We start from the raw sequence: 26,639 nt of genomic DNA, 5'->3' as shown, positions 1-26,639 counted from the left end.
CGTCATGGTGTCGTTTTCATGGCCGGCAATGCCGGCGCCAGTGAGCCGAGGTTGGGCTTGACGTCAACCGGGCCGCCGGGGCCGCCCGCGCTACTGGTAATCGTGGTCGCCGGCATGTCCTCGCGCGTCATGGACGCTTCCGACTTGTGGTTCAACACAAGGATGCTGATACGCCGGTTCTCGGGATCGAAAGGATCCTGCTTGTTCAGGTTTTGCGTCGATGCCAGTCCAAGCACCCGTAACACCTTCGACTCGTCCATGCCGCCCGAGATCAGCTCGCGCCGCGACGCGTTCGCGCGATCCGCCGACAGCTCCCAGTTGCTGTAACCCTTTTCGCCGCCCGCGTATTGCGTGGCGTCTGTGTGTCCCTGCACCACGATCCGGTTCGGCACGTCGTTCAGCGCCTTGCCGATCTCGCGCAGGATGTCGCGCATGTAAGGCTCCACGTTGTTGCTGGAGAGCGCGAACATCGGGCGCTTCTGGGTATCGACGATCTCGATTCGCAAACCCTGTTGCGTCGAATCAATCCGGATCTGCTGCCTGAACTGGCGCAACACCGGGTTCGCTTCGATCGCGGACATCAGCTTGACCTGCAGGTCGTGCAGACGAGCCTGATCGCGCCGTTCGAGTTCGTCCTGCGCGGCCCTCAGCGTCTGCTCGTCGAGCCGGTCCACGCGCCGCGTACCGTCGCTCATGCGAGTCGTGCCCGGCTCGGGGCTTGAAATATCGCGCCCGCCGCCGTCGATGATGCTGGAGTCCATGCCCGTACGCTGCCCGCCCATGATCGCGTTCTTGAGCGGCATGTTGAAATACTCGGCAATCCCCTGGCGCTGCGTCGGCGACACCGCGCTCAGCAGCCACATCAACAGGAAGAACGCCATCATCGCCGTCATGAAGTCGGCGTAAGCCAGCTTCCAGGCGCCGCCGTAGTGCGGCTTCTTGTTCGATATGACGCGCTTGATGAAAATCGGACGATCTTTGTTGTTCGACATGGCTGGCTCCGGGCGCTCGGTCGCGAAAGGCGGTTACTTCGCCTTCACGCGGCGCACGTGTTCTTCCAGTTCGGAGAACGACGGACGCTCGGTGGAGAAGAGCACTTTGCGGCCGAACTCCACCGCGATAGCCGGTGCGTAGCCGTTCAGGCTCGCCAGGATCGTCACCTTGATGCACTGGAACATCTTCGTCGACTCCGCCACGCGCTGTTCCGCGACGCTCGCGAGCGGGCCGATCAATCCATAGGAAAGCAAGATGCCGAGAAACGTCCCGACCAGCGCCTGCGCGATCATCTCGCCAAGGATGGCCGGAGGCTGGTCGGCGGACGCCATGGTGTGGACCACGCCCATCACGGCCGCGACAATACCGAACGCGGGCATCGCGTCGCCTACCTTGTGCAGCGCCTGCGCCGGGCCGTCGCCTTCCGCGTGATGGGTCTCGATCTCCTCGTCCATGAGGCTCTCGATCTCGAACGCGTTCATGTTGCCGCCGACCATCAGACGCAAATAGTCAGTAAGGAATTCGACGATATGCCGGTCCGCCAGGATCTTCGGGTACTGGCCGAAGATCGGGCTTTTAGCCGGGTCGTCGATATCGGACTCCAGCGTCAGCGTGCCCTCCTTGCGTGCTTTTGCGAGCAGCACGTAGAGCAGCGCCATCAACTCCATGTATACGTCCTTGTTGTACTTCGAACCCTTGAAGAGTGTCGGGATCACACGCAGCGTGGCTTTGATCGTCTTCATGCCGTTGCCGAGGATGAACGCGCCCAGACCAGCGCCCGCGATCATCAGGATTTCAACGGGCTGGACCAATGCGCCAAGGTGACCGCCTTCCAGCGCATAACCGCCGAAAACGGACAACAGCGTCACTAGTGTTCCGATGAAAATCAGCACAATTGAACCCTCATGGTTGCATCGGCGAAACCGCCGTTAAGTGGTTTACGGCAAGTAGCTGGAAAACTTTGAAGGGAAATCGCGGATGGGGACGGCGTGGGCGAGCCTCAGGGATCGTCTTTATTGGCGGCGCGTCGAAACCTGTAAGGTGGTCGGCTGGGGCGCCGATGCGATTGCCTCGTTCGCTTGAGGGCGTGTCGTGAGCAAGAAATCGGGCAAAAATACTGATTTTTAGCTTACAAATCGGCAACAGGTTGTAAGCAAGCATTAGTCCGATTGAAATGGACGAATGCGTTTTCCGGGCCGGCCGCCTTGTCGTCTGATTAACGGCGGACCCTGGTAAATCTTGACGCGCCGTGCATTTTTTTTGACGGCTAAGGAATGGCACCGCCGCCGGCGAGGTACAACCGGCGTGCCTGCACGGTGGCACACCCCTTGCTGCATCTGGCGTCCTGGGCAATGCATCTTGCACCGCGCAATTTAATGATGGCCGCGCAATCGCTTGCCGTATAAGGGCGTCGGCAATACGTCGAGCTTCGTAACGGCCGGTGTGTCGGCCTGTAACAAGGTTAAGCGTTTGAAAAATGACTCGTTGATAGGGAGAGTCATCTTGATAATGGGTCGTAAGGGATAACCCGATTCATCCGGGTCTTATTTTCAGGGGCGGCAGCATTGGCGCTGGCCCGTCCGCAAGGCTTCACCGGTTTCCGTTTCGTTTTGGAGACTGCGCGTCGAAGCCCACACGAACAGGAGAGTGACGTTATGCGTATCGCACAAATTGCACCGCTGCACGAAGCGGTCCCCCCGAAGTTCTACGGCGGCACTGAGCGCGTCGTGTCATATCTGACCGACGCGCTGGTTGATCTCGGCCATGACGTGACGCTGTTCGCAAGCGGCGACTCGCAGACCAAGGCGAAGCTGGAAGCCGCCTGGCCGCGCGCGTTGCGCCTTGATCCGTCCATCCGTGACTGGAATGCTCCGCACGCGCTGCTGCTGGAGAACGTACGCCGCCGGGCGCATGAATTCGACGTGCTGCACTTCCACCTCGACTACATGCCGTTCTCGCTGTTCTCGCAAATGGACACGCCGTTTTTGACCACCCTCCATGGCCGGCTGGATCTGCCCGAGCTGCAACCGGTGTTCAGCGCGTTTCCTGATGCATCGGTCATCTCGATCTCTGATTCACAACGCGTACCGCTTCCGCAAGCAGGGTGGCTCAACACGATCTATCACGGACTGCCGGAAAAGCTGTTGACGCCGCAAACGCACAAGAAGCCGGAATACCTCGCGTTCCTGGGTCGTATCTGCCCGGAAAAGCGCGCCGATCTCGCCATCAAGATCGCCGCTCAAAGCGGTCTGCCGCTGAAGATTGCCGCCAAGGTGGACAAGGTCGACCAGGAATACTTCAAGAGCACGATCGAGCCGTTGCTGGCGGAGTCGAAGGCTGGCGTGGAATTCGTCGGCGAGATCAACGAGCAGCAAAAGCCGGAGTTCCTGTCGGGTGCCAAGGCGTTGCTGTTCCCGATCGACTGGTCAGAGCCGTTCGGCTTGGTAATGATCGAGGCCATGGCGTGCGGTACGCCGGTGATCGCGTTCAATCGCGGTTCGGTGCCGGAAGTGATCGACCACGGCGTGACGGGCTTCATTTGCGAGGACGTGCAGGGTGCTGTCGGCGCACTTCAGCGCCTGGGCGAACTCTCACGCACCGAAATTCGTGCGCAGTTCGAACGGCGCTTCAGCGCAAAGACCATGGCGCTGAACTACGTCGAAAGCTATACCGCGTTGTTGCAGGCAGCCAAGCGCCCGGTATTGCGCCGAGTAGCGATCGGCTAAATTCCGGCTAACTCCTTCAGTCGGCCGGAGACCGGGCGCCGGTCGGAAAAGCCTGGAATTGTGGCGCCTGCCTGACTGGAAACGATGGTTGCATCGTTATCCAGCGGTTTATCGCAAAGCACAAAAAATCCGCCTTTTCGGGCGGATTTTTTTGTGCTCATTCATGCCAGCATTTACTTCTATTTTTGTCTGCACTATTCGATGCGCCCACCGCACTCCTTTAAGAGTGCGCCTGACTAATCAGGAAGCGCTCGCGATTCTTTCCCGCGATCCATTTCGGCGGTTTGCCGCGGCCGCTCCATGTGCTGCCGGACTTGGGATCCTGATAGATCGGCGGCAGCGGCTCCTTCTTGGGTGGCCGGCCTCGCCGGACCACCGACAATCCCAGGTCCTGGGCTGTGAGCCCGTATTCCACGATCTTGCGTCTGATATCCACCAGTACTGCTTCCAGCTCTGCGCGGCGTACCTCCTCCGCCTGTTCCTGAAGCTTGGCGATCTGCGCCTTGAGCTCGGTGTATTGCGACATTTCCCAATCCTTCTAATAGCCTGCGATTATTGAGAAGCGTAACGGCATCGATTAAAAGATGCAACGTTTGAACATCCAATTGCGAAAAATCCTAATGCAAATGAGAAGAATCTTGAAACTATAGGGCATTCCTAATAAGAGATCCCTTAGTTCCCGATGATTTAACAATTGTTGACAACTAGTCCCGGGACTCGGATTACACTGCTTACCCGCCGTGGTGGTCCGTACAAATACTCATGATCACAAGCGTCGGGTTTGTTTCAGTTTTTTATATATTTTTAGGACTACGAATCATGCGATTAGGACAGCGCCTCGGCGCAGAAATGTTTGGTACGTTCTGGCTCGTGCTGGGCGGCTGCGGCAGCGCAGTGCTGGCCGCGGGTTACCCTCAACTTGGTATCGGCTTCGCGGGCGTAGCGCTTGCGTTCGGCCTGACGGTGCTCACCATGGCCTACGCCATCGGCCACATTTCGGGTTGCCACTTGAACCCGGCAGTGAGCGTCGGTTTGACGGTCGCAGGACGTTTCCCGGTCCGCGATCTGGTTCCGTACATTGCGGCCCAAGTGGTGGGTGGCGTGATCGGCGCGTACGTGTTGTCGGTGATCGCCAGCGGCGCGCCTGGTTTCGACCTGGTTGCCAGCGGCTTTGCCACCAACGGTTACGGCGACCACTCGCCCGGTCATTACACGATGATCGCGGCGCTCGTGTGTGAAGTCGTGATGACGTTCTTCTTCCTGTTCGTCATCCTGGGTGCCACCGATAGCCGCGCACCTGCCGGGTTTGCGCCAATCGCCATTGGCCTGTGCCTGACACTGATCCACCTGATCTCGATTCCGGTCACTAATACGTCGGTTAACCCGGCGCGTTCCACGGGCCCGGCGTTGTTCGTGGGCGGTGCGGCGTTGGACCAGTTGTGGCTGTTCTGGGTAGCTCCGATCATTGGCGCCATCATCGCGGGCGTAGTTTATCCGTTGCTGACCGGTGCGAAGAACCGGGCGCTTGCTGCAGCGTGAATTAAAAACGGTGAAAAACGATAAAAAGTCGGGCGCTGAGCGTCCGGCTTTTTATTGTGCAATTCGTTTTTATTGCGTCGATACAGCAGATCAATATGAATAATCCGCGACAAATGTAATGGCGGCTTACGGCCTGAGAGGGTTTTAAACGTCAATTTACTTATGCGAGGCGGGGAAATCGTCCGACAAAGGATTGCTGAAAGGGCTTTGCGGACATTTACTCTGCAGACGAACCCGGACTTGAAACTTTCGCGACACTTTCATTCGCTAACAACTCGTCGATACTCGTAAGACAGCCATTGCGTAGATTGGAGTCATGCGACACGCGTCGCCCTAAAAGGAGAACACCATGAAACGCATCGTCACTCATTTGCTGGTTGCCGCCGGTCTGGCAATGGGCGCTGTCGGCGCCGCGCAGGCGCACACGGATCTCTCTATTGGGCTGTCGCTGGGCGTGCCCGGCTATGTACAACCTGGACCGGTTTATGTCCAGCCTGCGCCGTTTTATCGCGCTCCGCCGCCCGCCTGGGGCCATCGCGATGACCGCTGGGGCGGACCGGACCGCGGACATTGGAACCGCACCGGCTGGGATCACGGCGGCTACGGTCGTGACGGCTGGAATCGGCGCGGATAAGTTGCGCTTGGCGTAGCGATTTGCCAAGAATCGTTCGCGCAAAGGGAGCGTCCGGTCGAGGCGTTCCCTTTTTTGCTACGAGTCAAGGGCACGGCTACGACGCTGGCGAACGCTGCATTGAGCACTGCCTCGACTAATCTCGCGCTTCCAGCCTTAGCCGCTTTATTCGTCAGCGCGAACCGGCGCCGCGAGCTCATCCGTCATGCCGAACAAGGCACGCAATTGATGCGCAACGCCGGCCTCGAAGTTGTTGCCCGTCCTCGGGACATTCGGCAGGCGTTTGATCAGCGCCGGATTCGCGTTGTTCATCATGAATGGCCGACCCGCGGTCTCGAGCAGATCGATGTCGTTCATGTTGTCGCCAAAAGCGACACAATGCGCTGTGTCGATATCAAGCCTGTCCAGCACAAACTGCAACGCCCGCCCCTTCGAGACATCAGACGTCATCACTTCGAGACAATCCGGCATCGAATAAGTGACATAGATGGAATCGCCAAATTCGCGTTCGAGATTCGCCGCAGTCACCTTGAGATCGTCCGGCTCACCGATATACAGCACCTTCGCAATGTTCTCGCCGTCGTGCTCACGCAGGTCCATCACGTCGTAGTCAAAGCCCGAATCCTGATGGAACGCCAGCAGTTCGGGTGCGTGACGGTCGATCAGCCAGGCGTCGTCGGCGAAGAGATTCACGATCACGCGCTCGCTTCCCGCCAGATCAGGTTGGGCCAGACGGCGCACCGCCGCCGGAGCAATGTCGCGGGCGTAAATCCGCTCGTTGTCCGGCGCGTGAATGCGTGCGCCATTCGACGTGATCAGATAAGCGTCAATGCCGAGCACTTTCCGAATTCCGACCACATCGCGATAATGCCGCCCCGTCGCGATGATAAAACGCACACCGCGCGCTTCCAGTTCGCGGACCGTTTCGACGGTGAACGGGTCGACCTGATGGTCGCTGTTGAGCAAGGTGCCGTCGAGATCGGTAGCGATGATGGAATACATGGGAAGCACTTTCCTTTAAGCCGTTAGGAACCTCGCATTTTAGCCCTCATGGGCCGATTTTCGGCTCGCGGCGTGGCGCGCCAGTTGCAGAGCGCCTGCAGCAGAGTCCGCGAGTGGCAGACGCAAGCGGCTGCGCAGCGCGTCCGGAACGAACGGTGTCAGTGGTACGGCCAACCCGCCACACAACGCGACCGGCAGGGACTGGTCCGGGTCCAGCGCCGACACCATTTTTGCGATCTCATGCCCCGCTTCCTCAAGCAGGCGAGCCGCGAACGGATGTTTTCCATGTTCGAAAACCGTTGGCGCCAGCGTTGCGTAACCCGTTTGATTCGCCGCGCACAGCCATACGACGAGGCTGTCCCGATCAGTCGCGTCCGTACACGCGAGCAACGCCGCGGACCAGTCGTCGGCGGGTGCCCGGCCGTCCAGCACATGCTGCAGATGCACGACCGCCCGCAAGCCCAACCAGGCTCCGCTCGCCTCGTCGCCGCTCGGAAAACCATAACCACCCGTGATCGCTAACTGACCGTTGGCATCCAGCGACGCGGCGATACTGCCCGTTCCCAGCGCCACGATCACGCCGGGCTCGCCTCCATGCGCACCGAGCAACGTAGTGAAAGCGTCGCTTTCGACGGCAAGCGCGCACCCATCCGGCGCGGTGGCATGGAACTGGGCCAGCCAACCCGCGTGATTCACGCCGGCGAGGCCGCAGCCAAGCGCACATGCGCTCCACTCGAACGGCAGGCCCGCTGCTTCAAACGCGCGCGAACACGCCGCTTCAATAGCCTCCCACGCACGCTCGACGCCGAGCGCCAAGCCTGACGGCCCGCCCGTCGCACGTGCCAGTTCGACGCCTTCCGTGTCCGCCAGGACGACGCGCGTACCGCTGCCGCCGCCGTCGACGCCGATCAGGTATTTATGTGTGTAAGTTGAAGTAGTCATGTCCGCAAGCTTAACGGCACTACCAGCACGCCGCCACTCAGCCGAACGGGCTATGCGGCCTGAAACGCCGCGGGACAACCCGCGTATCGGGTAACCATTGGGCAACCTTCTTCCATGAGTCAACTGCCACCGGGACTGGATGTTGTGCTGTTCGTTATACCTATGCGTCCGGCGAGCTGCCGCATACCGGTCTTGCCGCGCGGGAAACGTTCATGCGCGGCAAGTCGCCCGAGAACCAGGCCAATCGGCCGACTGTTCTGCCCCTGCCCTTCCGCCTATGCTGATCGAACGCCAACCCCGCAGTCTCCGAACCCGACATGACAAACCCGAAGAAGAACCGCCCAGACGACAACACCGAGCCGCACCGTTGCGGCTGGGTGACAACCGAATCACTCGCCCGCTATCACGACGAGGAATGGGGCGTTGCGTCCCGCGACGATCGCCATCTGTTCGAAATGCTCGTGCTGGAAGGCGCGCAGGCCGGACTGTCATGGTTGACGATTTTGAACAAGCGTGAAGGTTATCGGGCGCTGTTCCACAACTTTGACATAGACCGGGTGGCCGCCTTCAGCGAAGACGACGCAGCCCGGTTGCTGCTCGACGCCCGCATCATCCGCAATCGCGCGAAGATCTCAGCGGCCGTCGCTAACGCTCGCGCGGTGCAGCGCATCCAGGCGGAACACGGCTCGCTCGCGAATTTCGTGTGGTCGTTCGTCGGCAATACGCCCATTGACACCCCGCGCGCAACCTATGCACAGGGGCCCGCCTCCAACGAAGTCTCCGACGCCATGAGCCGCGCGCTCAAGAAATATGGCTGCAAGTTTGTTGGAACGACCATCTGCTACGCGTTCATGCAGGCAACCGGCATGATCAACGACCACGAGGCCGCCTGTTTCTGCCGGTTCCGCAACAGCGCAGCCGTCCCCAGCCGCGAATCCGCCAAGCGCCAAACAAATTAGGTAATTTGCTCCACCGTTTTCCGATACGCACATTGCGTTTTCGCAACATTTTTCGCGGTTTAAGGCCTCGTCAGGGAAAATCCTGACGATAGCCGCATCCACGTGGTGAATCACGCTCTGAAGCCTTTACTACAAAGCCTTTACGGGATTCCGCCTCTGTGCAAGAAGTCAGACATCATGTCAGAATTGCGGCCAACCGCACATAGCACCACTTTTTTACCGGAAAGAACCGCTATAAATACGTTGTAAGCGGTTTTTTCCGGCGAGCCAGTTGACTCTGAAACGGCTGTCGCTTCTTACCACTTACCAAGCGTATTCAGAGCGTGCGAACGATCACCGCCAAGTAGGCAAACCGCTGAAATGACGCGGTTTTTATGTGGTCGGCCGCGCTATGGCGACGAAGTCTGCGTCCGATACTGATAACGCTGTTGATGAACACCCACGAAGCACCGCAGTTGTCGGTGCAGGGGAGAACCAGAATGAAAAACCTTAATTTCTTAACACACCAGGAAATCTTCGACCGTGCCGTGCTTCACCTGTTTGGCCAAGGCCAGGCAGCGTTGTTGCCCCGCGGCGGCGGTGCATATCGCGGTTATTGCGGCGGTTGTCCCGTCGGCAGCTTCATCAAGGCGCGCGATTACATGACCGCCATGGAAGGCGTGCCCATTCGCTACGTCGGCAAGAGGCCGGAAACCGTGCCGGCATACATGGATGTCGGTGTGACTGCGCTGAAGCGCGCGCTCTTGCGCTCGAATATCAACGTCTACGACCCGACGACCGTCGAGCTGCTCAGTTGCCTGCAAAACGTACACGACGTGTTCGGCAAGTGGGAATGGCGTGAACGGTTTGCATCGATTGCCCGGCAGTTCAACTTGTCGGCGGATCGACTTAAGTCGGCAGCCTGAGCGGAAATTGGACAGGGTTTTGCAGGGGCTCCGCGAGGCGGTCACGTTGCTGAAACGATTCCCCTCGCACTGACCCGCGAACGAACCGCGCCCACGCCGATATCGAACGAATAAATAGGCGCGCGGGCGAGCAACGCAACAGTCAAAGCAACGAGCAATGCAATGTTAACGGCGAGAGACATCTACGAGCGCGTGAGCAACCATCTGCTTACGCAACGGGCTGTATCAGAAGATGAAAATGGTTCGTGCCGGCTACGCAGCGGCAATGGCCGCAAGTGCGCTATCGGCTCGCTGATCGCGGACGAGTTGTATCAGCCGGAGATCGAAGGCGTTGGGATCTCGTACTACCGGCACGCGAAGGACGGCTCATTGTTGCGCGCGCTGTATGCGTCGGAGGTCAATGCCTACGATCCGGACATCGTCGAGTTGCTGATTGAACTGGAGGAAGTCCACGACGATTTCAACGTGGACGAATGGCCCCAGCTCCTGGCGCGCGTGGGCGAACGGCACGCGTTTGTCTAGGCGCGAATAAACGCCCGCCGGCTTACGCGAAGGCCTGCCAAGCCGGAGCAAATGCGAAAGCGAGGAAGATCCGCTCAAGGCGTAGAAGACAGAAGTCCCACCACGACGACCCGAACAAGCTGAGCCGCGAGCCGAAGTAAACCCAGGACTTAAAACCAGCAAATCAAATCAGACAAGCAAAACGGCGATGCAACCCTTGCGGGCGGCATCGCCGTTTTGCCTGGTGCAGCCGGTCAATCAGGCTGCGACCTGCCAAGACTTAGTGAAGCTTCTTGGGCAGCATCTGGCTGCGCAGACGCTTACGCAGACGGCTGACTGCTGCCGCCTTCTTGCGCTTGCGTGCCGTCGTCGGCTTTTCGTACGACTGACGTTCGCGAAGTTCGGCGATCAGGCCGTTCTTTTCGATGGTCCGGCGAAAGCGACGGATCGCAACGTCGAACGGCTCGTTTTCTTTCAAAACAATAGTGGTCATGGATGTCCTAAATCGCTGATACGTTTTTCTGACTGCGCGGCGAAGCGTCAACCTAAGGCAACGCCGCGCGCCGGCACTCCGATCGTCCACCCAAACAACGGCGGACACGAGCAAAGCGGCCACGGAGGCCGGAAAAGAGAGAGGTGGGATTTCACCGCCGATCACGGCATGCGCAGTCTGTTGAAAACGGAACAGCGCACTTCGGGCCGCCCGGCGTCGCTTAAAAATAGCTGCGCCATCGGGCAAAAATCTCGATTCGGGCGAGATGTTATCAGATCGTCGCCCGGTCGCCAACCCCGCAAAACCCATTTGCGGGGTGGCAACCCCATGATCATGCGTGCTTTTTGCCGGTTTCAGTCCGGATTGCTGGCTTCGTCGAGGAGTGCGACGTCTTCGGGCGTCAAAGTAATGCGGGTCGCGTGGGCAAGGGTTTCGAGTTGCTTGACCGATGTCGCGCTCGCGATCGGCGCCGTTACGTCCGGCCGCGCGATCAGCCACGCAAGCGCGATTGCCGCCGGTTCCGTGTCATGGCGATCCGACACTTTAACCAGCGCATTAACAATCCTCAGGCCCCGGTCATTCAGGTAACCCGACACTTTCGCGCCACGCGCACTGTTTTCGGTATCCGCTTTGGATCGATATTTTCCGCTCAGGAAACCGCTCGCCAAGCTGTAATACGTCACAACCGATATCTTGTGCGCCTTGATAACCGGTTCCAGGTCATTCTCGTAGCCGGCGCGATCATAAAGATTGTATTCAGGCTGAAGCACCTGATAACTCGCAATACCCTCTTTCGCCGATATCTTCAGCGCCTCTTCCAGCCTTTCGCCGGTGTAATTCGACGCACCAATCACGCGCACTTTTCCCGCCGTAATCAGCTTTTGATATGCGCCGAGCGTGTCCAGGAGCGGCGTTTTATCGTCGTCTCGATGGGAAAAGTAGACGTCGATGTAATCCGTCTTCAGGCGTTTCAGCGAATCGTTGACGGCAGCCTCGATATTCGCCGCAGATAGCCCCGTCCGCGTGCTCAGCATGCCGACCTTGGTTGCCAGCACGATCTTGTCGCGCTTGCCGCTTTCCTTGAGCCACTTGCCGATGATCGTCTCCGACTCGCCGCCCTGGTGGCCGTCGACCCAGGCGGAATAGACGTCGGCGGTATCGATGAAATTAAGACCGTGGTCGACGAAGGCGTCGAGGATGGAGAACGACGTCCGTTCGTCAGCGGTCCAGCCGAATACATTTCCGCCGAAAACAAGCGGCGCGACTTTGAGTTCCGACTTACCGATAGTGCGGTGCTGCATGGTTGCTCCCGGGTTGTTGTAGGCAAACACGAAATAACTGATCGAAAAAGAATACCCGCGAATCCTTTTACTCGCAGGCTGCGCGCCGACTGCTATTCCCCCTACAAATCCTTACCTAAGTCCTCAAGTTTTTTTTTCACGCGCCGCTAACCCATGTAGGCGGCCGGCTACATCACTCGGAACCGCCATGCAACAGGACCGTGCAGTAGCCAAAAACAGCCCTTTTAGTTCTTTCAGGAGAAATCCAAATGCTTAGCATCAATAGCAATCTTAACTCGCTGGTCGCTCAGCAAAACTTGAACACGTCGCAAAGCGCACTGTCGCAAGCTATTACGCGTCTGTCGTCGGGCAAGCGCATCAACAGCGCGGCAGACGATGCAGCCGGTCTGGCGATCTCGAACCGCATGCAAACGCAGATCAACGGCCTGAATCAAGGTGTGTCGAACGCGAACGACGGCGTGTCGATGATCCAGACGGCATCGAGCGGTCTGGCGCAGATCACGTCGAGCTTGCAAACCATTCGTACGTTGGCGGTGCAGGCATCGAGCGGCTCGCTGTCGGCAAGCGACCAGGCAGCACTGCAACAGGAAGTGGCGCAGCAGATCGCTGAAGTAAGCCGCGTGGCTTCGCAAACGAACTACAACGGCAAGAACGTGCTGGACGGCTCTGCGGGTAATGTCAGCTTCCAGATCGGCGCGAACGTTGGTCAAACGATCAGCCTGAATCTGAGCAATGGCGTGTCCGCAGCGCAACTCGGTACGGGACTTCCGGCATCAGGCGCAACGCTGGGCTCGCTCTCCGGTCTGTCTCTGGATAGCACTGGCGCCGCAGCTGCCGCAGGGGCGACGCCGGCGATCACGACGATTAACGTTCTCGCGGACGGTAAGGGCGGCTTCACGTTCACCGACCAGAACAACCAGACGCTGTCTGGCTCAGTTTCCACCGCTCTGTTCGGTCCGCTCACTGGCACCACCGGTACCGGCACGTCGTTGACCCTGATCCCGCAAGGCGCCCTTTCGGGTACTACAACGCAGACTACCGCACTGACCGCCGCGACCACGGCGCTGGGGGACATTAACACCGCGAACAGCGTGGCCAATGCAGCTACTGCAGGTTTTACGCTTGGAACTGTTGCCGGTCTGAGTTTAGACGCGAACGGCGCAGCAGTCACCACCGGTGCGTCTATCACATCGATCACCGTCAAGACCGATGGGACCGGCAACTTCTCGTTCACCGACCAAAACGGGGCCGCACTCGGCGCACCTGCTGTCGCAGCTCTGTTCGGCCAAACTGCGGGAACTTTGTTGGTGCCCAGCGCTTTGTCGTTCAAGGCTGGTGGTGCGTTGGCGAGTGTCGCGGGCTTCTCCGGCGGTGCGAACCCGAGCGCCGCAGCAGCAGGGATCTCGGCAGTGAATGCTAATAATGCCCCCCCGACAGTTGCCAACATCAACGTCAGCACGACGAACGGCGCGAACGCTGCAATGGAGTCGATCGATAACGCCTTGCAAACGGTCAACAACATCCAGGCAACCCTGGGTGCGGCTCAAAACCGTTTCACGTCGCTGTCCGCGGCGCAGCAATCGCAGTCGACCGACTTGTCCGGTGCTCAGTCGCAAATCACGGACGCCGACTTCGCACAGGAAACGGCTAACCTGAGCAAGGCTCAAGTGCTGCAACAAGCCGGTATCTCGGTGCTGGCACAAGCTAACTCGTTGCCGCAGCAAGTTCTGAAGCTTCTCCAGTAATAGCCTTAAGTAGTAACGGCAGGCGCGTCGCAAGACGCGTCTGCCCAATCCGTTTTCCGGGGAGGCCTGCCTCCCCTACACGTTTTACAAACGTTTATCATTCAGGCTCGAAAGCAAAACCGACGTACGGAGCATCTCAATGTCGACGATTCCCAGCGCCTCCAGCTCGGCCGGCTCGGCTGCGGCCACAGCAGCCGCCACCGCCGCAGCGTCCGCCGCAGCCGAAGCGGCCGCCGCGCAATCCATCATCAGCGGTTCCACGGGCAATTCGTCGCTGGATGTCTCGTCGCTGGTCACGAGCCTCGTCAATGCAAAGGTGGCAGGCCAAACCGGCACGCTCTCCGCACAACAGACGAACGACAACACCCAACTTTCGGCCATCGGCGCGTTGCAGGCGGCGCTCGGCGCGTTGCAGGCCGGCATTGCTTCGCTATCCAACGGCAGCGCCCTGGGCCAGTTCACGGCGACGGCGGACGGTACCGGACTGACGGCAACCGCTGACACCACCGCGTCGGCAGGCTCCTATTCTGTCGCGGTCACGCAAATTGCCAGCGCGCAAACACTCTCGTCGGCCGCGTTCGGCAGCACAACGGCGCTCGGCACCGGCACGATGAATATCTCGGTCGGCGGCAAGTCGATGAGCGTCGCCATCACGTCGACGGACAACACGGTGAGCGGCATTGCCAGCGCCATCAACTCCTCGGCAAACAATCCCGGCGTCACGGCCACGGTCGTCACCGGCACGGACGGCGCGCATCTGGTCCTGCGATCGACGGCCACGGGGGCATCGAACACGATCAATGTTGCAGTAACCGGCGTGGCGGGCGATGCCGGCCTATCCAGCCTCGGCGTCACGTCCACGCCCGGCACCAACGGGGCTGCATCGACATTCACGTCGGCGGTGAACACGAGCGCGGGCGCGTGGACGCAAACCGCGTCCGCACAAGATGCCGCGTTCTCGATCGACGGGACAGCAGCAACCAGTTCCAGCAACACGGTGACCACGGCACTCCAGGGGGTCACGCTGAACCTGACCGCTGCCGCAATCGGTACGCCGCCCGGCACGCCGCAGACGCTGACTGTGGCACAAAACACTTCGTCGGCATCCACCGCGATCAACAGCTTCGTCAGTCTCTACAACACGCTTGTCACCACCTACGGCCAGGTGGGCAACGACAACTCGGCGGCAGCAAGCACGCAAGGCGGCGCGTTGGCCACCAACCCGATGCTTACGACCATCCAGAACACGCTGGCGGGCATTATCGACAGCGGCGTGCCGAACGGCAATTCGACAATCTCGCTGGGAGCGATCGGGATCACGCTACAGGGACAAGCCACCGCGACGCAGCCAGCGGGCTCACTGGTGATCGATTCCACCAAGCTCGCCGCCGCGCTCCAAAGCAACCCGTCCGGGGTTGCGGCTCTATTCAATCAGACGACCGGCGTGGCCGCACAGATGACGACCAGCCTGAACTCGTTTCTGGCCACGGGCGGCCTGATTTCGAACAGCCAGGCAGCGGTAAACACGGACCTTGCGAGCATCGCGACGCAGCAAACCACCTTGACCGCCTACACGGCGCAGCTCACCAGCCAGTACCAGGCGCAGTTCACGGCGCTCAATACGCTGATGGCGACGATGAACAACAACTCGCAATACCTGACGCAACTGTTCGGCGGCGCCGATAGCGCGGGTGCGCTGGCATCGGCCAACAACAGCTGATTGGGGCAAGGATAAATCGACATGGAACAGAACAGTCTGATCGACCGCCTGCTTGAGTTGACGCTCGCGATCCAGCATGCGGCAGCCATGGCGGACTGGCAGGAAGCGGCCAGCCTGACCGAGGAGCGGACACCGCTTTTCATGGAATTGACGCCGGAACAGGACGCCACGGCCATGGACGTGATCAAGCGGATCCAGGCAATCGATGCCGCCATTGCTGCCGACGCGAAGACAACGCAATCGGAACTGCAGATCGAATACAGTTCGGCGATGAACAAGGTCAAGGCGGCCAGCAAGTATCACCAGGCCGCCAGGTTCTGATGGGGAGAGGAAGGCCGAGGCCGGTACGCCGCCTTAACCTTCCTCTGACTCTGAAAAGACAACAATAAAAACCACGCGCTTAGCGCTTTTGGCCACTTCAACACCCCGGGCGCCTGCGTGCTTCCGGGGTGTTTTCTTATGGGCTAGCGCCCCAGCGTCAGCGCCAGATACAGCGCATAAAGCCCGCCGTTCACCAGCAGCGCCCACAGTACGACCCCGCCCTTCTTCGCGTTGAAACGCAGCCACGCAGCCGCCGCGAGCGTGATAAAAACGCCCGTCATCACCTCCACGCGCGGCTCCCACGGCGTCAGCATGATGCCGATACCCGGCAGCAGCGTCCCCTGGAACACCATTGCGCCGGTGATGTTGCCGAACGCCAGCGTATCCTTGCCGCGCCGCGCCCAGATGATGCTGTTGACCTTCTCGGGCAGTTCGGTTGCGATCGGAATGATGATCAGCGAGAGCAGCAACGCCGATATCCCCAGCACCCGCGAGACCCCTTCCACGCCGGCGATAAAACCTTTCGCACCGCCAACCAGCAACACCACGCCCAGAATCATCTGCAAGACGATGCTCGCAAGCGAGGTGGGCAACCCGAAGCGCGAGATCAGCAGCCGCTCGGGCGCCTCGGTGCCGTGGCCCTTTTCGACAAGACTGGCGGACGCACGGAACGTCGTCACCACATACGTGACATACACGCCGACCAGTCCCGCGGCAAACAGCGCGCGCACTTGCCATGCGTGATGCGGCACGAACATGGCGGCCGCCGCGATCAGGAAAGCACAGAGGAAAAAGTTGAGATCGCGGGTGAAGCCGCTATGTTCGGGCGCGACGATCCCCTTGAGGCCCCGCGTCTTGAGCACGGCGACGGCCATCAGGCACGTCGACAAGGTCGCCAGCATCAATGGCGCGCCTAGGATCGCGCCCACGCCGATCTCCTCGTTCACCGCGCGGCTGGCCGTGCCGCCCATCAACGCGATGATTGGCACGGTGGTTTCCGGCAGCGCCGTGCCGATAGCCGCGAACAGCGAACCGGTGACCCCTTCGGAGATGCCGAGCTTTTCGCCGAGATGTTCGAGCGCGTTGGTGAAGAGTTCCGATGCCGCCAGGATCACCACGAGCATCAGCGCGAGTTGCAGGAAAAGCAGCGTCATGCGGCACCTCGCGATGAAGCCGGCGAGCAGGTGACGCAATGGGAGTGGCAGAACAACGGCGGAGAAACCGGCGAACTCGAGATATGGCCTGGGGCGGATGTAGGGTGTTTTTGTTTTGGAGACACGATGATTTCACGGTCGGACGTCAGCGAACCAGGGTGCAATCCCGCGCCGTCCGACCGTGAACGACAAGATGCACCCATGGTCTCGCCAAACCTGACCGGTCGAACGCGCCACGGCTAACAAGCCGAGTATGTTGACGCGTCCTCCTCCCATTGCGGAAGGAAGGCTACTCCCCAAAGACGGCCACGAGTTTAGCGTGCGTCGGTGGATTAGGCAACCGGCCGCCGGGATGTTCAAAAAACTGTCACAGGCCCATATGCATATCCCGAATCGGTCGTTGTAGCGGAAATAACGGTTCAGTAAGCTACGGCCCCGCAGGCCCATTCGTTGCACGGGCGCGTCCGACGAAGCCCACCGTACAATAAGCTGCAACTGCCAAACAAGAAACGTCTGACTGACTAACTAACACTGACGACCACGTTCGTAACGGGAGATCCCATGCGCTTCAGAATGCTCGCAGCCGCTGTACTGGCCATCGCGCCGGTGCTCGCGATCGCGAAACCGCTCACTGTGTGCACCGAGTCGAGCCCGGATGGCTTCGACGTCGTGCAATTCAATTCGCTGGTGACGACCAACGCATCGGCGGATGTGATCTTCAACACGCTAGTCTCCTACGATGAAGTCGCGAAAAAGGTCACGCCCGCGCTCGCCGAGAAATGGGACGTGAGTCCCGACGGCCTGACCTACACGTTTCATCTGCGGCCGAACGTGGCGTTCCAGACTACGGACTACTTCACGCCGTCGAGAAAACTGAGCGCCGACGACGTGGTGTTCTCGTTCGACCGCATGCTCTCCGACAGCAATCCGTGGCACAAGGTGGCGGGTGCGAGCGGCTTCCCGCACGCGCAATCCATGGGCCTGGTCAAGCTGATCAAGTCCGTCTCCAAAGTCGATGACAACACGGTCAAGTTCGAGCTCAACACGCCGAACGCGACCTTCGTGCCCATCCTCACCATGGGCTTTGCATCGATCTATTCGGCCGAATACGCCAGCCAGTTGCTCAAGGCCGGCCACGAAACCGACCTGAACGCGAAGCCGATCGGCACCGGTCCGTTCGTGCTGAAGAGCTACACGAAAGACGCCGTGATCCGTTACGACGTCAACCCGACGTACTGGGGAGCGAAGCCTAAAGTGGACCGGCTGATCTACGCCATCACGCCCGACGCGTCCGTGCGCGCGCAGAAAATCAAGGCCGGTGAATGCCAGATCGCGTTGTCGCCGAAGCCGCAGGACGTGCTCGACGCGCAGAAGGACAGTTCATTGAAAGTGGTCGAGACGCCGGCGTTCATGACGGCGTTCGTCGCATTGAACACGCAGAAAAAGCCGCTCGATAACCCCAAGGTGCGTCAGGCGTTGAACATCGCCTTTGATCGTACGACGTACCTGAAGACCGTCTTCGAAAACACGGCCACGCCCGCTGTGAATCCATACCCGCCGAATACGTGGAGCTATGACAAGCAGATCACGCCGTATCCGTATTCAGTCGATCGCGCGAAGAAGCTGCTCGCCGACGCAGGCTTCCCGAATGGCTTCGACACGACAATCTGGGTGCGTCCGAACGGCAGCGTGCTGAACCCGAATCCGAAGGTGGGCGCCGAGTTGCTGCAGGCGGATCTGGCGAAGATCGGCGTGAAGGCGCAGGTGAAAATAATCGAATGGGGTGAGCTGATCAAGGAAGCGAAGCAGGGTCAGCACGACATGTTGTTCATGGGCTGGGCCGGCGACAACGGTGATCCGGATAACTATCTATCGCCGCTATTTAGCTGCGCCGCAGTGCGCTCGGGCATCAACTTCGCGCGCTTCTGCGATCCAACGCTGGACCGGTTAATCGATGAAGGCAAGGCGACCGCAGATATAGGCAAGCGGACCAAGGCTTATACCGAAGCGCAACAGATTATCCATGACCAGGCGCTGTGGATTCCGCTTGGCTATCCGACCGCGTCGGCAATCACGCGCGGCAATGTCAGCGGATATCGAGTGAGTCCGTTCGGACGGCAGAACTTCGCTACCGTCGTGGTTCAATAGTCGTTGCCTTGATTCACTGAAGAAGCCGGGCGCGCAAACGCCCGGCTTTTTTTACTTGGGCGAGAAACGGATCACGCCGTCTTCATCATGGGTATGACGAACGAGTTCGCCCGCAAGCCAGAGCAAATGCAAATGCGCCAGCGCTTCGCCGAGTGCGAATGTCATCTGGTGTACATCGAGCGGACGCTTGAACATGAGCGGCACAATGTCAGCGGCGCTTTGCGGTTTGATCGCGCAGGCCTCGCGCACTTCCTGCAGCCGCGCCGCGTGATGATCCCGAAGCTGCCCGATGCGCGTATGCATGCCGCGAAACGGCTTGCCATGCGAAGGGAGTACGAGGGTATCGGCGGGAAGAGATTCGTAGCGGCCCAGTGAACCCAGGAACAGCGCGAGCGGATTGCCCTCCGGTTCAATAGCAAACACCGAGACGTTAGTCGAGATGCGCGGCAGCACCATGTCGCCGGAAATCAGCACCTTCGTTTCCGCGCAGAAGAACGCGCAATGTTCAGGGGAATGACCGAACCCTGTCACCACTTCCCACTCACGGCCGCCAATCTTCAGCGTGTCACCATCACGCAGCCGACGATAAACCGGCGGAATAGATGGCACGAGCTTCGGGTAATACGTATCGCGCTTACGCAGCGCTTCGAGCGACGCCGGGTCCGTCATTCCATGCCGGGAGAAGTGCCGTGCCGCGCGCTCGCCGCCCGCGTCGGAGCCATCGCCGGCCGACATCACGCGGCCCATGGCGTACTCGCCAAGCGACATCCAGAGCCTGACCGGGTCCCATCGTCTCTTGTCGCCGCCATTGCAGATCCAGTCTGCAAGACCGAGGTGGTCCGGATGGCAATGCGTAACGAGCACGCGCAGCATCGGCAGGCCGTCAAGCAGCGTGTCGAAGGTGTGTTCCCAGTTCGTCCGGATCGTTTCGTCTGAAATGCCGCAATCGATAACGGTCCAGCCCGCCACGCCGTCGATCTCGTCACGCATAACCCATAGATTGATGTGATCGAGCGCAAACGGCAACGGCATGCGCACCCAGAACACGCCGGGCGTGACTTCCATCGCGTGGCCGCTCTCAGGAAGACGGTCTGCGAAAACGTAATCGAGTTGCTGTTCGAGCGGGTTCATGCGGTCGGCTCTCCGGGTTGTCAGTGGTTGCATTGCCGCCAAGTTGACGCTAACGTTAACCTGCATTTTAACGTCGACTTCAAAAAAGCGCTGGGAACCTTGTAATTTCAATGACAGACACGCGCTACACCATCACCGAACTGGCACGCGAATTCGAGATCACGCCGCGCGCGATCCGGTTCTATGAGAACCACGGGTTGCTCACGCCGGCGCGCGAAGGAACGAATGGCATGCGCCGCGTATATTCGGCGCGCGAGCGCACACGGCTCAAGCTGACGCTGCGCGGCAAGCGGCTTGGGTTCACGTTGCTGGAGGTGAGGAGGCTGCTCGATCTCTACGATTCACCGACCGGGACAGACACCCAGTTGCATGCGTTTCTCGACACCATCGCGGCGCATCGTGCAGTTTTGGAGCGGCAACTGGACGACCTGAACGCAACGCTCGCCGAGCTCGCCGCGTACGAAGCGCAAGGGCGTGCACTGCTTTCTGCGAACGCTGAAAAACGCACGCGCAAGGCGGGAATTGCGACTGAATCCGCGGATACAAGCGGGAAGAAAAGCGCGAAGGTGCCGTGAGCTCGTAACGGTCAAAAGCGGCCGCCGCCCAGGAACCAAAAACGTCCGGCGATACAATGTCGGCCGGATTCAAAGCCCGGTCTGACACTTATAGAAAACGTCACCACGTCACGCGACACCACACGAAGTGCAGGGTCGATATGAATCACTTTCCCAAGTTACTGTCGTCGCAGATTGGCTTCGATGTCGCGGAAACGCTGCTCGAAGGCTTCGACCGTCACTATCGCGTGTTTCGCGATGCGGCCATCGCGGCGAAGGGGCTATTCGAGGCCGGCGACTGGCACGCGCTGCAGCGGCTCGCGCGTGAGCGCATCACGTCGTACGACGATCGGGTGGAAGAGTGCGTGATGCGTCTGGAAGACGAGTACGACGCCGAGCACATAGACGATGAAATCTGGCAGCAGATCAAGTTGCATTACATCGGCTTGCTGACCTCGCACCGGCAGCCCGAGTGCGCGGAAACGTTCTTCAATTCGGTGTGCTGCAAGATCCTGCATCGCTCGTATTTCAACAACGACTTTATTTTCGTGCGGCCGGCTATTTCGACGGAGTACATCGAGAACGACGAACTCGCGGCCAAGCCGACCTATCGCGCGTATTACCCGAGTAAAGACGGGCTCGCCGCGACACTCGAGCGGATCGTGACGAACTTCCAGCTCGAGCCGCCGTTCGAGGATTTGCAGCGCGACGTTCAATGCCTGATGCAAGCCATTACCGAAGCGTTCGGCGAGTTCAAGGCTGCGCCTAATTTCCAGATTCACGTGCTGTCGTCGCTGTTCTTTCGCAACAAGGCGGCGTACATAGTGGGCCGGATCATCAACGGTGATCTCGTGGTGCCTTTCGCCGTGCCCGTGCGTCACGCATTACCCGGCCTGCTCGCGCTCGATACGGTCCTGCTGCAGCGCGAACAATTGCTGATCATCTTCAGCTTCTCGCATTCGTACTTCCTGGTGGATATGGAAGTGCCGTCGGCGTATGTGCAGTTCCTGCGCTCGATCATGCCGGGCAAACCGAAGGCGGAAATCTATACGTCGGTGGGATTGCAAAAGCAGGGCAAAAACCTGTTTTATCGAGACTTGCTGCATCACCTCTCCCATTCCAGCGATAAATTCGTCATCGCGCCGGGCATCAAGGGACTCGTGATGCTGGTGTTCACGCTGCCGTCGTTTCCGTATGTGTTCAAGCTGATCAAGGACACCTTCCCACCGCCGAAGGAAACCACGCGCAAGAAGATCCAGGACAAATATCAGCTCGTCAAACGCCATGATCGCCTTGGACGCATGGCCGATACGCTCGAATATTCCAGCGTCGCATTACCGCTATCGCGCCTCGACGATGCGCTGCTGAAAGAACTCACCAAAGAGATCCCTTCAATGATCGAATACGAAGGCGATAACCTCGTGATCAGGCATCTGTACATCGAGCGCCGCATGACGCCGTTGAACCTGTATTTGCAGAACGGCACGCTGTCGGAAATCGAGCACGGCATCAAGGAATATGGCGACGCGATCAAGGAACTGATCCAGGCGAACATCTTCCCCGGCGACATGCTCTACAAGAATTTCGGCGTCACGCGCCACGGCCGCGTGGTGTTCTACGACTACGACGAAATTGAGTACCTGACCGACTGCAACGTGCGCCACGTGCCCCAAGCGCGCAATGAGGAAGACGAGATGTCGGGCGAGCCCTGGTACACCATCGGGCCGCATGACATCTTCCCCGAAACCTACGACACATTCCTGCTCGGCGACCCGCGCGTGCGCGACGTGTTCATGAAACATCACGCCGATTTCTTCGACCCCGCTCTCTGGCAAAAGCATAAGGAACAGATCCTTAACGGCGAACTCGCCGACTTCTTCCCGTATGAACGCAGCGTCCGTTTTTGCGTTCGTTATCCCGAGCGTTTTCTGGACGGCGCACCCGCAGCACGCGCCGCATGAAACCTATCCGCACTGAATGCCATGCCCAACATCAACGACACCGACGTACCTGAAAGCCAGGACAACAACCCACTCTCGCACCTGTTCGATAACAACCTGAAGTGGGTCGATCGCAAGCTTTCGGAAGACGCCGAATACTTCTCTCGCCTCGCGCACCAGCAAGCGCCCGAATATCTGTGGATCGGCTGCTCGGACTCGCGCGTGCCGGCCAACCAGATCATCGGCTTGCCGCCGGGCGAGGTGTTCGTGCACAGGAACATCGCGAACGTGGTCGTTCACTCGGACCTCAACTGCCTGTCCGTGATCCAGTTCGCGGTCGACCTGCTGAAAGTCAAGCACATCATGGTGGTCGGGCACTACGGCTGTTCCGGCGTAGGCGCGGCGCTCGTGAGCCGGCGCGTCGGCCTGGCCGATAACTGGCTGCGTCACGTGGAAGACGTGCGCGACAAACACTCCGCGCTGCTGGAAGAATGGCCGATGGGCGTCGCGCGCAATCGCCGGCTGGTGGAGCTGAATACCATCGAACAGACGGTGAACGTGTGTCATACGACCATCCTGCGCGATGCGTGGGCGCGTGGTCAGGAGATCACCGTACACGGCTGGACCTACGGCGTGCATGACGGCCGTGTGCGCAACATGGGCATGATGATCGGCGGGTCGGAGGAAGTCGAACCGACCTACCAGCGATGCATCGCGGCGCTGGCGCGCGGTGGGGCGCATTCATCGGAGAACGATGTGCTCGCCTCCGATGCCGCCCGTCTCGGCGATGTCCCGGCTATTGTAAAAGGTGTGATCAAGGAGCTGAAACATGACTGATTTCGTAGATGATCCCGTGGTGATCGTGTCGGCTGTCCGTACGCCGATGGCCGCTTTTCAAGGGGACTTCGCCACGGTGACAGCGCCGCAACTCGGCTCGGTGGCCATCCGCGCCGCGGTTGAGCGCGCCGGGCTGAAGCCTGAGCAGATCGATGAAGCCGTGATGGGTTGCGTGCTGCCCGCCGGACTCGGTCAGGCGCCTGCGCGGCAAGCCGCGCTCGGCGCAGGCCTGCCGCTGTCCGTCGGCAGCACCACGGTCAACAAGATGTGCGGCTCGGGCATGCGCGCCGCCATGTTCGCGCACGACATGCTGCTGGCCGGCTCGGCGGACGTGATTGTCGCGGGTGGCATGGAGAGCATGACCAATGCGCCGTATTTGTTGCCCAAGGCGCGCGGCGGCATGCGCATGGGTCACGGCCAGGTGCTCGATCACATGTTCCTCGATGGCCTTGAAGACGCGTACGAAAAGGGCCAGCTGATGGGCGCGTTCGCGGAACAATGCGCCGGGTCATATAAATTTTCGCGGGAAGCGCAGGACGCGTTTGCGGTGGAGTCGCTGCGTCGCGCGAAGCGGGCCAACGAAGACGGTTCATTCGATTGGGAAATCGCGCCCGTCACCGTTGCAGGACGCAAGGGCGATACCGTCATCGATCACGATGAGCAGCCGTTCAAGGCGAATATCGACAAGATTGCGACGCTCAAACCCGCGTTCGCGAAAGACGGCACGGTGACGGCTGCCAATGCATCGTCTATTTCCGATGGCGCCGCCGCACTCGTGATGATGCGGGCATCGACGGCGAAACGGCTCGGCGTCACGCCGCTCGCGCGGGTCGTCGGACACAGCACTTTCGCGCAGGAACCGGCGTTGTTCACGACTGCGCCTGTTGGTGCGATCCGCAAGCTGCTGGATAAAAACGGCTGGCGCGCGAACGAAGTCGATCTCTTCGAGATCAACGAAGCGTTTGCCGTCGTCGCGATGGCTGCCATGCGGGAACACGACCTGCCCCACGACAAGGTCAACGTCAACGGCGGCGCTTGCGCGTTGGGACATCCGATCGGCGCATCGGGCGCGCGGATTCTCGTTACGCTGATCGGCGCATTGCGTCAGCGCGGATTGAAACGCGGCGTGGCGAGCTTGTGCATCGGCGGCGGGGAAGCGACGGCGATGGGTATCGAACTGGTTTAGAGCATCGTGCAGGAGAACGTCATGAAAACCGTATTGATCGTGGGTGCATCGCGCGGACTCGGCCACGAATTCGCGCGAGGATATTGCCGCGATGGCTGGCGCGTGCTCGCCACCGCTCGCGATGCCGCGTCGCTGAAAGCACTCGACGCCATGGGCGCAAAAACCTTCTCGCTCGATACAACTCAACCTGAGCAGATCGCCGCGCTTGGCTGGCAACTCGATGGCGAGAAACTCGATGTCGCGATCATCGTGTCGGGCGTCTATGGTCCGCGAACTGAACACGTGGAAACCGTGCTGCCGGAGGATTTCGATCAGGTCATGCACACCAACGTCCGCGGTCCGATGCAACTTCTGCCCACTCTCCTGCCGCTCACCGACGCCGCGCATGGCGTGCTCGCGGTATTGTCGAGCAAGATGGGCGGTATCGCGGAGATGAACGGGACGGCGGGATGGCTGTATCGCGTGAGCAAGGCGGCAGTGAATGCGGCGTTGAAGGCGACATCGCTGGAAGCGCGCGGCTCGACTTGCATCGCGTTGCATCCGGGATGGGTGCGCACCGGGATGGGCGGCGCGTCGGCGGCGATCGAACCGGCGCACAGCATCTCCGGAATGCGCGCGGTGATTGCAGCGGCTGCGGCGAACCCTAAAAAATTCAACGGCTCGTTCGTCCAGTACGACTGGTACGCCGCTCTCGTGGTGAACGCCGTATATTAGTAAGGCATCCGAAGTTAGCGTTTCAATCAAACGCTCAATCAACCGTTCGTCAACCGAAAAGGACATGAAGTGGCGTATCAAGTACATGGTGTGGCGTCATCGGGGAATTGCTACAAGGTCCGGCTTGCGCTCGAACAACTGAGCAGGCCGTATGTCTGGCATGAAGTCGACATGATGAACGGCGCCACGCGCACCGAAGCGTTTCGTCAGCTGAATCCGAACGGCAAGGTTCCAGTGCTGCAGATCGATGAGCACACGTGCCTGTTCGAATCGGACGCGATCCTGTATTACCTCGCTGAAGGCACGCCGTTGCTGCCCACGGACCGTCTCTCGCGGGCGCGCGTCCTGCAATGGATGTTCTTCGAGCAGTACAGCCACGAACCCAACATCGCGGTTGCGCGCTTCATCCTTCAGTTCGTCAAACATCCTGACGATCCTCGCCTGCCCGAGAAAACCGCTGGCTCGTATCGTGCGCTCGACGTGATGGAGACGCATCTCGCGACGCGGACGTATTTCGTCGATGAGCAATACACCATCGCGGACATTGCGCTGTATGCGTACACCCATGTAGCCGATGAAGCCAACCTCGACCTCGGCCGGTATCCGGCCATTCGTGCATGGCTTGCGCGCGTGAAGGCGCAGCCGCGGCACATCGAAATGCCCGGTGTCGACGTATGACACAAGTAGTGGAATGCCCTTGTGGCGGCGCGTCGCCGGGGTCGAGCAATGCGAAACGCCCGCCTCGCTACGCGGATTGCTGCGGGCGGTTCATGGAAGGCGGCGCGCCGGCGGGCAACGCCATGGAACTGATGCGTTCGCGCTACAGCGCCTACGTGCTTGGCAACACGGCGTATTTGCGCGCGACGTGGGCCGAGAAAACCTGCCCCCGTGACCTGGAAACCTCCGCCGATCCCGCCACCCGCTGGCTCGGCTTGCAGATAAAACGCCACACGCCCGTTGACGCAGATCACGCCGAGGTCGAATTTGTCGCGCGCTACAAGCTGGGCGGCCGGGCGTTCCGGCTGCATGAGACGAGCCGGTTCGAACACGATGCTGCCGGGTTGTGGCGTTATGTCGACGGTGATCTTCGCGATTAGAACGCCGTAGCGACAAATTTCGCTGCATCGCGGCAATAATTTCCTTAACGTCTGCTTTCGCCTAAAAATTAGCGTGCCGCGCGGGTACTTTCTAATTGCG

Annotated in this window: 26 protein-coding genes and 1 riboswitch; of the genes, 17 read left to right on the top strand and 9 right to left on the bottom strand. The window is 59.9% G+C overall.

Features of this window, described 5'->3' with window-relative positions; translation table 11 throughout:
- Positions 1-2: 2 nt before the first annotated feature.
- A complete protein-coding gene (motB, locus tag HB376_RS16205) occupies positions 3-992 on the bottom strand; it encodes a flagellar motor protein MotB (protein WP_213764682.1) in 990 nt (329 codons plus the stop codon).
- Positions 993-1,025: 33 nt separating this feature from the next.
- Entirely contained in the window at positions 1,026-1,886 is an 861-nt protein-coding gene (motA, locus tag HB376_RS16200; protein WP_213764681.1) for a flagellar motor stator protein MotA, read from the bottom strand.
- Between the two features lie 762 nt (positions 1,887-2,648).
- Between motA and HB376_RS16195 the strand changes: the two genes are divergently transcribed.
- Positions 2,649-3,719 (top strand): glycosyltransferase family 4 protein, encoded by a 1,071-nt coding sequence (locus tag HB376_RS16195; RefSeq protein ID WP_213764680.1) that lies wholly within the window; start codon positions 2,649-2,651, stop codon positions 3,717-3,719.
- A 220-nt stretch (positions 3,720-3,939) separates the two neighbouring features.
- On the opposite strand, the gene HB376_RS16190 is transcribed toward HB376_RS16195, so the two are convergent.
- Complete coding sequence (locus tag HB376_RS16190) at positions 3,940-4,245, bottom strand: H-NS histone family protein (protein WP_213764679.1); 306 nt, start codon at positions 4,243-4,245, stop codon at positions 3,940-3,942.
- A gap of 293 nt (positions 4,246-4,538) precedes the next feature.
- Between HB376_RS16190 and aqpZ the strand changes: the two genes are divergently transcribed.
- Positions 4,539-5,258 (top strand): aquaporin Z, encoded by a 720-nt coding sequence (aqpZ, locus tag HB376_RS16185; protein ID WP_213764678.1) that lies wholly within the window; start codon positions 4,539-4,541, stop codon positions 5,256-5,258.
- A 349-nt stretch (positions 5,259-5,607) separates the two neighbouring features.
- A complete protein-coding gene (locus HB376_RS16180) occupies positions 5,608-5,892 on the top strand; it encodes a PXPV repeat protein (RefSeq protein WP_213764677.1) in 285 nt (94 codons plus the stop codon).
- A gap of 162 nt (positions 5,893-6,054) precedes the next feature.
- Here the strand turns inward: HB376_RS16180 and HB376_RS16175 are convergent, their stop codons facing one another.
- Both HB376_RS16175 and HB376_RS16170 read right to left on the bottom strand, forming a co-directional pair.
- Positions 6,055-6,891: a Cof-type HAD-IIB family hydrolase gene (locus HB376_RS16175; RefSeq protein WP_213764676.1), complete on the bottom strand. Its 837-nt coding sequence runs from the start codon at positions 6,889-6,891 to the stop codon at positions 6,055-6,057.
- Positions 6,892-6,930: 39 nt separating this feature from the next.
- Positions 6,931-7,833, bottom strand: a complete 903-nt coding sequence (locus tag HB376_RS16170; protein WP_213764675.1) for a BadF/BadG/BcrA/BcrD ATPase family protein — start codon at positions 7,831-7,833, stop codon at positions 6,931-6,933.
- Between the two features lie 317 nt (positions 7,834-8,150).
- On the opposite strand from HB376_RS16170, the gene HB376_RS16165 reads away from it, so the two are divergent.
- The 3 genes from HB376_RS16165 to HB376_RS16155 all read left to right on the top strand — a co-directional run bounded on the left by HB376_RS16165 (position 8,151) and on the right by HB376_RS16155 (position 10,219).
- Positions 8,151-8,792: a DNA-3-methyladenine glycosylase I gene (locus HB376_RS16165; protein ID WP_213764674.1), complete on the top strand. Its 642-nt coding sequence runs from the start codon at positions 8,151-8,153 to the stop codon at positions 8,790-8,792.
- A gap of 479 nt (positions 8,793-9,271) precedes the next feature.
- Complete coding sequence (locus tag HB376_RS16160; RefSeq protein ID WP_213764673.1) at positions 9,272-9,697, top strand: hypothetical protein; 426 nt, start codon at positions 9,272-9,274, stop codon at positions 9,695-9,697.
- Between the two features lie 162 nt (positions 9,698-9,859).
- Positions 9,860-10,219, top strand: a complete 360-nt coding sequence (locus HB376_RS16155) for a hypothetical protein (protein WP_213764672.1) — start codon at positions 9,860-9,862, stop codon at positions 10,217-10,219.
- Positions 10,220-10,478: 259 nt separating this feature from the next.
- Here the strand turns inward: HB376_RS16155 and rpsU are convergent, their stop codons facing one another.
- Both rpsU and HB376_RS16145 read right to left on the bottom strand, forming a co-directional pair.
- Positions 10,479-10,691 carry a 30S ribosomal protein S21 gene (gene rpsU / locus HB376_RS16150; RefSeq protein WP_031357080.1) on the bottom strand — a complete coding sequence of 71 codons (213 nt, stop codon included), beginning with the start codon at positions 10,689-10,691 and terminating at the stop codon, positions 10,479-10,481.
- 353 nt (positions 10,692-11,044) lie between these two features.
- A complete protein-coding gene (locus HB376_RS16145; protein ID WP_213764671.1) occupies positions 11,045-11,992 on the bottom strand; it encodes an aldo/keto reductase in 948 nt (315 codons plus the stop codon).
- 248 nt (positions 11,993-12,240) lie between these two features.
- Between HB376_RS16145 and HB376_RS16140 the strand changes: the two genes are divergently transcribed.
- The 3 genes from HB376_RS16140 (at position 12,241) to fliT (ending at position 15,778) form a co-directional block, all read left to right on the top strand.
- Positions 12,241-13,737 carry a flagellin gene (locus HB376_RS16140; protein WP_213764670.1) on the top strand — a complete coding sequence of 499 codons (1,497 nt, stop codon included), beginning with the start codon at positions 12,241-12,243 and terminating at the stop codon, positions 13,735-13,737.
- Between the two features lie 139 nt (positions 13,738-13,876).
- Positions 13,877-15,457 carry a flagellar filament capping protein FliD gene (gene fliD / locus HB376_RS16135; RefSeq protein ID WP_213764669.1) on the top strand — a complete coding sequence of 527 codons (1,581 nt, stop codon included), beginning with the start codon at positions 13,877-13,879 and terminating at the stop codon, positions 15,455-15,457.
- Between the two features lie 21 nt (positions 15,458-15,478).
- Positions 15,479-15,778 (top strand): flagellar protein FliT, encoded by a 300-nt coding sequence (gene fliT, locus HB376_RS16130; RefSeq protein ID WP_213764668.1) that lies wholly within the window; start codon positions 15,479-15,481, stop codon positions 15,776-15,778.
- A 143-nt stretch (positions 15,779-15,921) separates the two neighbouring features.
- Here fliT and HB376_RS16125 read toward each other — a convergent pair whose 3' ends face one another.
- Positions 15,922-16,932, bottom strand: coding sequence for a sodium:calcium antiporter (locus HB376_RS16125; protein ID WP_213764667.1), 1,011 nt, complete (start codon positions 16,930-16,932; stop codon positions 15,922-15,924).
- Between the two features lie 139 nt (positions 16,933-17,071).
- Positions 17,072-17,246: riboswitch (yybP-ykoY riboswitch) on the bottom strand.
- A gap of 247 nt (positions 17,247-17,493) precedes the next feature.
- Here HB376_RS16125 and HB376_RS16120 point away from each other — a divergent pair.
- Complete coding sequence (locus HB376_RS16120; RefSeq protein WP_213764666.1) at positions 17,494-19,080, top strand: ABC transporter substrate-binding protein; 1,587 nt, start codon at positions 17,494-17,496, stop codon at positions 19,078-19,080.
- Positions 19,081-19,131: 51 nt separating this feature from the next.
- Here HB376_RS16120 and HB376_RS16115 read toward each other — a convergent pair whose 3' ends face one another.
- Positions 19,132-20,211: an MBL fold metallo-hydrolase gene (locus HB376_RS16115; RefSeq protein WP_213764665.1), complete on the bottom strand. Its 1,080-nt coding sequence runs from the start codon at positions 20,209-20,211 to the stop codon at positions 19,132-19,134.
- A 110-nt stretch (positions 20,212-20,321) separates the two neighbouring features.
- Between HB376_RS16115 and HB376_RS16110 the strand changes: the two genes are divergently transcribed.
- The 7 genes from HB376_RS16110 (at position 20,322) to HB376_RS16080 (ending at position 26,539) form a co-directional block, all read left to right on the top strand.
- Positions 20,322-20,786: a MerR family DNA-binding transcriptional regulator gene (locus HB376_RS16110; protein WP_213764664.1), complete on the top strand. Its 465-nt coding sequence runs from the start codon at positions 20,322-20,324 to the stop codon at positions 20,784-20,786.
- A 140-nt stretch (positions 20,787-20,926) separates the two neighbouring features.
- A complete protein-coding gene (gene aceK, locus HB376_RS16105) occupies positions 20,927-22,726 on the top strand; it encodes a bifunctional isocitrate dehydrogenase kinase/phosphatase (protein ID WP_213764663.1) in 1,800 nt (599 codons plus the stop codon).
- Positions 22,727-22,747: 21 nt separating this feature from the next.
- Positions 22,748-23,542: a carbonate dehydratase gene (gene can / locus HB376_RS16100; protein WP_213764662.1), complete on the top strand. Its 795-nt coding sequence runs from the start codon at positions 22,748-22,750 to the stop codon at positions 23,540-23,542.
- The gene (locus HB376_RS16095; RefSeq protein WP_213764661.1) at positions 23,535-24,728 is read left to right on the top strand and encodes an acetyl-CoA C-acetyltransferase; all 1,194 of its coding nucleotides are present in this window, start codon (positions 23,535-23,537) and stop codon (positions 24,726-24,728) included. The genes can and HB376_RS16095 overlap by 8 nt, the downstream gene beginning before the upstream one ends.
- 21 nt (positions 24,729-24,749) lie before the next feature.
- Positions 24,750-25,442 carry an SDR family oxidoreductase gene (locus HB376_RS16090; protein WP_213764660.1) on the top strand — a complete coding sequence of 231 codons (693 nt, stop codon included), beginning with the start codon at positions 24,750-24,752 and terminating at the stop codon, positions 25,440-25,442.
- Positions 25,443-25,511: 69 nt separating this feature from the next.
- On the top strand, positions 25,512-26,120 hold the full coding sequence (locus tag HB376_RS41725) for a glutathione S-transferase N-terminal domain-containing protein (RefSeq protein WP_213764659.1): 609 nt from the start codon (positions 25,512-25,514) through the stop codon (positions 26,118-26,120).
- Entirely contained in the window at positions 26,117-26,539 is a 423-nt protein-coding gene (locus HB376_RS16080) for a YchJ family protein (RefSeq protein WP_213764658.1), read from the top strand. The genes HB376_RS41725 and HB376_RS16080 overlap by 4 nt, the downstream gene beginning before the upstream one ends.
- Positions 26,540-26,639: the final 100 nt, after the last annotated feature.

It is taken from the genome of Caballeronia sp. dw_19 (assembly GCF_018449515.1).
GTDB lineage: Bacteria > Pseudomonadota > Gammaproteobacteria > Burkholderiales > Burkholderiaceae > Caballeronia.
The sequence above is the reverse complement of the archived record's forward strand: the minus strand, read 5'-3'. Positions and strand labels throughout refer to the sequence as shown.

Bases quoted from the DNA above. Each gene is read 5' to 3' on its own strand.
- motB (WP_213764682.1), bottom strand. From the start codon at position 992: ATGTCGAACAACAAAGATCGTCCGATTTTCATCAAGCGCGTCATATCG.
- HB376_RS16195 (WP_213764680.1), top strand. From the start codon at position 2,649: ATGCGTATCGCACAAATTGCACCGCTGCACGAAGCGGTCCCCCCGAAG.
- HB376_RS16190 (WP_213764679.1), bottom strand. From the start codon at position 4,245: ATGTCGCAATACACCGAGCTCAAGGCGCAGATCGCCAAGCTTCAGGAA.
- aqpZ (WP_213764678.1), top strand. From the start codon at position 4,539: ATGCGATTAGGACAGCGCCTCGGCGCAGAAATGTTTGGTACGTTCTGG.
- HB376_RS16180 (WP_213764677.1), top strand. From the start codon at position 5,608: ATGAAACGCATCGTCACTCATTTGCTGGTTGCCGCCGGTCTGGCAATG.
- HB376_RS16175 (WP_213764676.1), bottom strand. From the start codon at position 6,891: ATGTATTCCATCATCGCTACCGATCTCGACGGCACCTTGCTCAACAGC.
- HB376_RS16170 (WP_213764675.1), bottom strand. From the start codon at position 7,833: ATGACTACTTCAACTTACACACATAAATACCTGATCGGCGTCGACGGC.
- HB376_RS16165 (WP_213764674.1), top strand. From the start codon at position 8,151: ATGACAAACCCGAAGAAGAACCGCCCAGACGACAACACCGAGCCGCAC.
- HB376_RS16160 (WP_213764673.1), top strand. From the start codon at position 9,272: ATGAAAAACCTTAATTTCTTAACACACCAGGAAATCTTCGACCGTGCC.
- HB376_RS16155 (WP_213764672.1), top strand. From the start codon at position 9,860: ATGTTAACGGCGAGAGACATCTACGAGCGCGTGAGCAACCATCTGCTT.
- rpsU (WP_031357080.1), bottom strand. From the start codon at position 10,691: ATGACCACTATTGTTTTGAAAGAAAACGAGCCGTTCGACGTTGCGATC.
- HB376_RS16145 (WP_213764671.1), bottom strand. From the start codon at position 11,992: ATGCAGCACCGCACTATCGGTAAGTCGGAACTCAAAGTCGCGCCGCTT.
- HB376_RS16140 (WP_213764670.1), top strand. From the start codon at position 12,241: ATGCTTAGCATCAATAGCAATCTTAACTCGCTGGTCGCTCAGCAAAAC.
- fliD (WP_213764669.1), top strand. From the start codon at position 13,877: ATGTCGACGATTCCCAGCGCCTCCAGCTCGGCCGGCTCGGCTGCGGCC.
- fliT (WP_213764668.1), top strand. From the start codon at position 15,479: ATGGAACAGAACAGTCTGATCGACCGCCTGCTTGAGTTGACGCTCGCG.
- HB376_RS16125 (WP_213764667.1), bottom strand. From the start codon at position 16,932: ATGACGCTGCTTTTCCTGCAACTCGCGCTGATGCTCGTGGTGATCCTG.
- HB376_RS16120 (WP_213764666.1), top strand. From the start codon at position 17,494: ATGCGCTTCAGAATGCTCGCAGCCGCTGTACTGGCCATCGCGCCGGTG.
- HB376_RS16115 (WP_213764665.1), bottom strand. From the start codon at position 20,211: ATGAACCCGCTCGAACAGCAACTCGATTACGTTTTCGCAGACCGTCTT.
- HB376_RS16110 (WP_213764664.1), top strand. From the start codon at position 20,322: ATGACAGACACGCGCTACACCATCACCGAACTGGCACGCGAATTCGAG.
- aceK (WP_213764663.1), top strand. From the start codon at position 20,927: ATGAATCACTTTCCCAAGTTACTGTCGTCGCAGATTGGCTTCGATGTC.
- can (WP_213764662.1), top strand. From the start codon at position 22,748: ATGCCCAACATCAACGACACCGACGTACCTGAAAGCCAGGACAACAAC.
- HB376_RS16095 (WP_213764661.1), top strand. From the start codon at position 23,535: ATGACTGATTTCGTAGATGATCCCGTGGTGATCGTGTCGGCTGTCCGT.
- HB376_RS16090 (WP_213764660.1), top strand. From the start codon at position 24,750: ATGAAAACCGTATTGATCGTGGGTGCATCGCGCGGACTCGGCCACGAA.
- HB376_RS16080 (WP_213764658.1), top strand. From the start codon at position 26,117: ATGACACAAGTAGTGGAATGCCCTTGTGGCGGCGCGTCGCCGGGGTCG.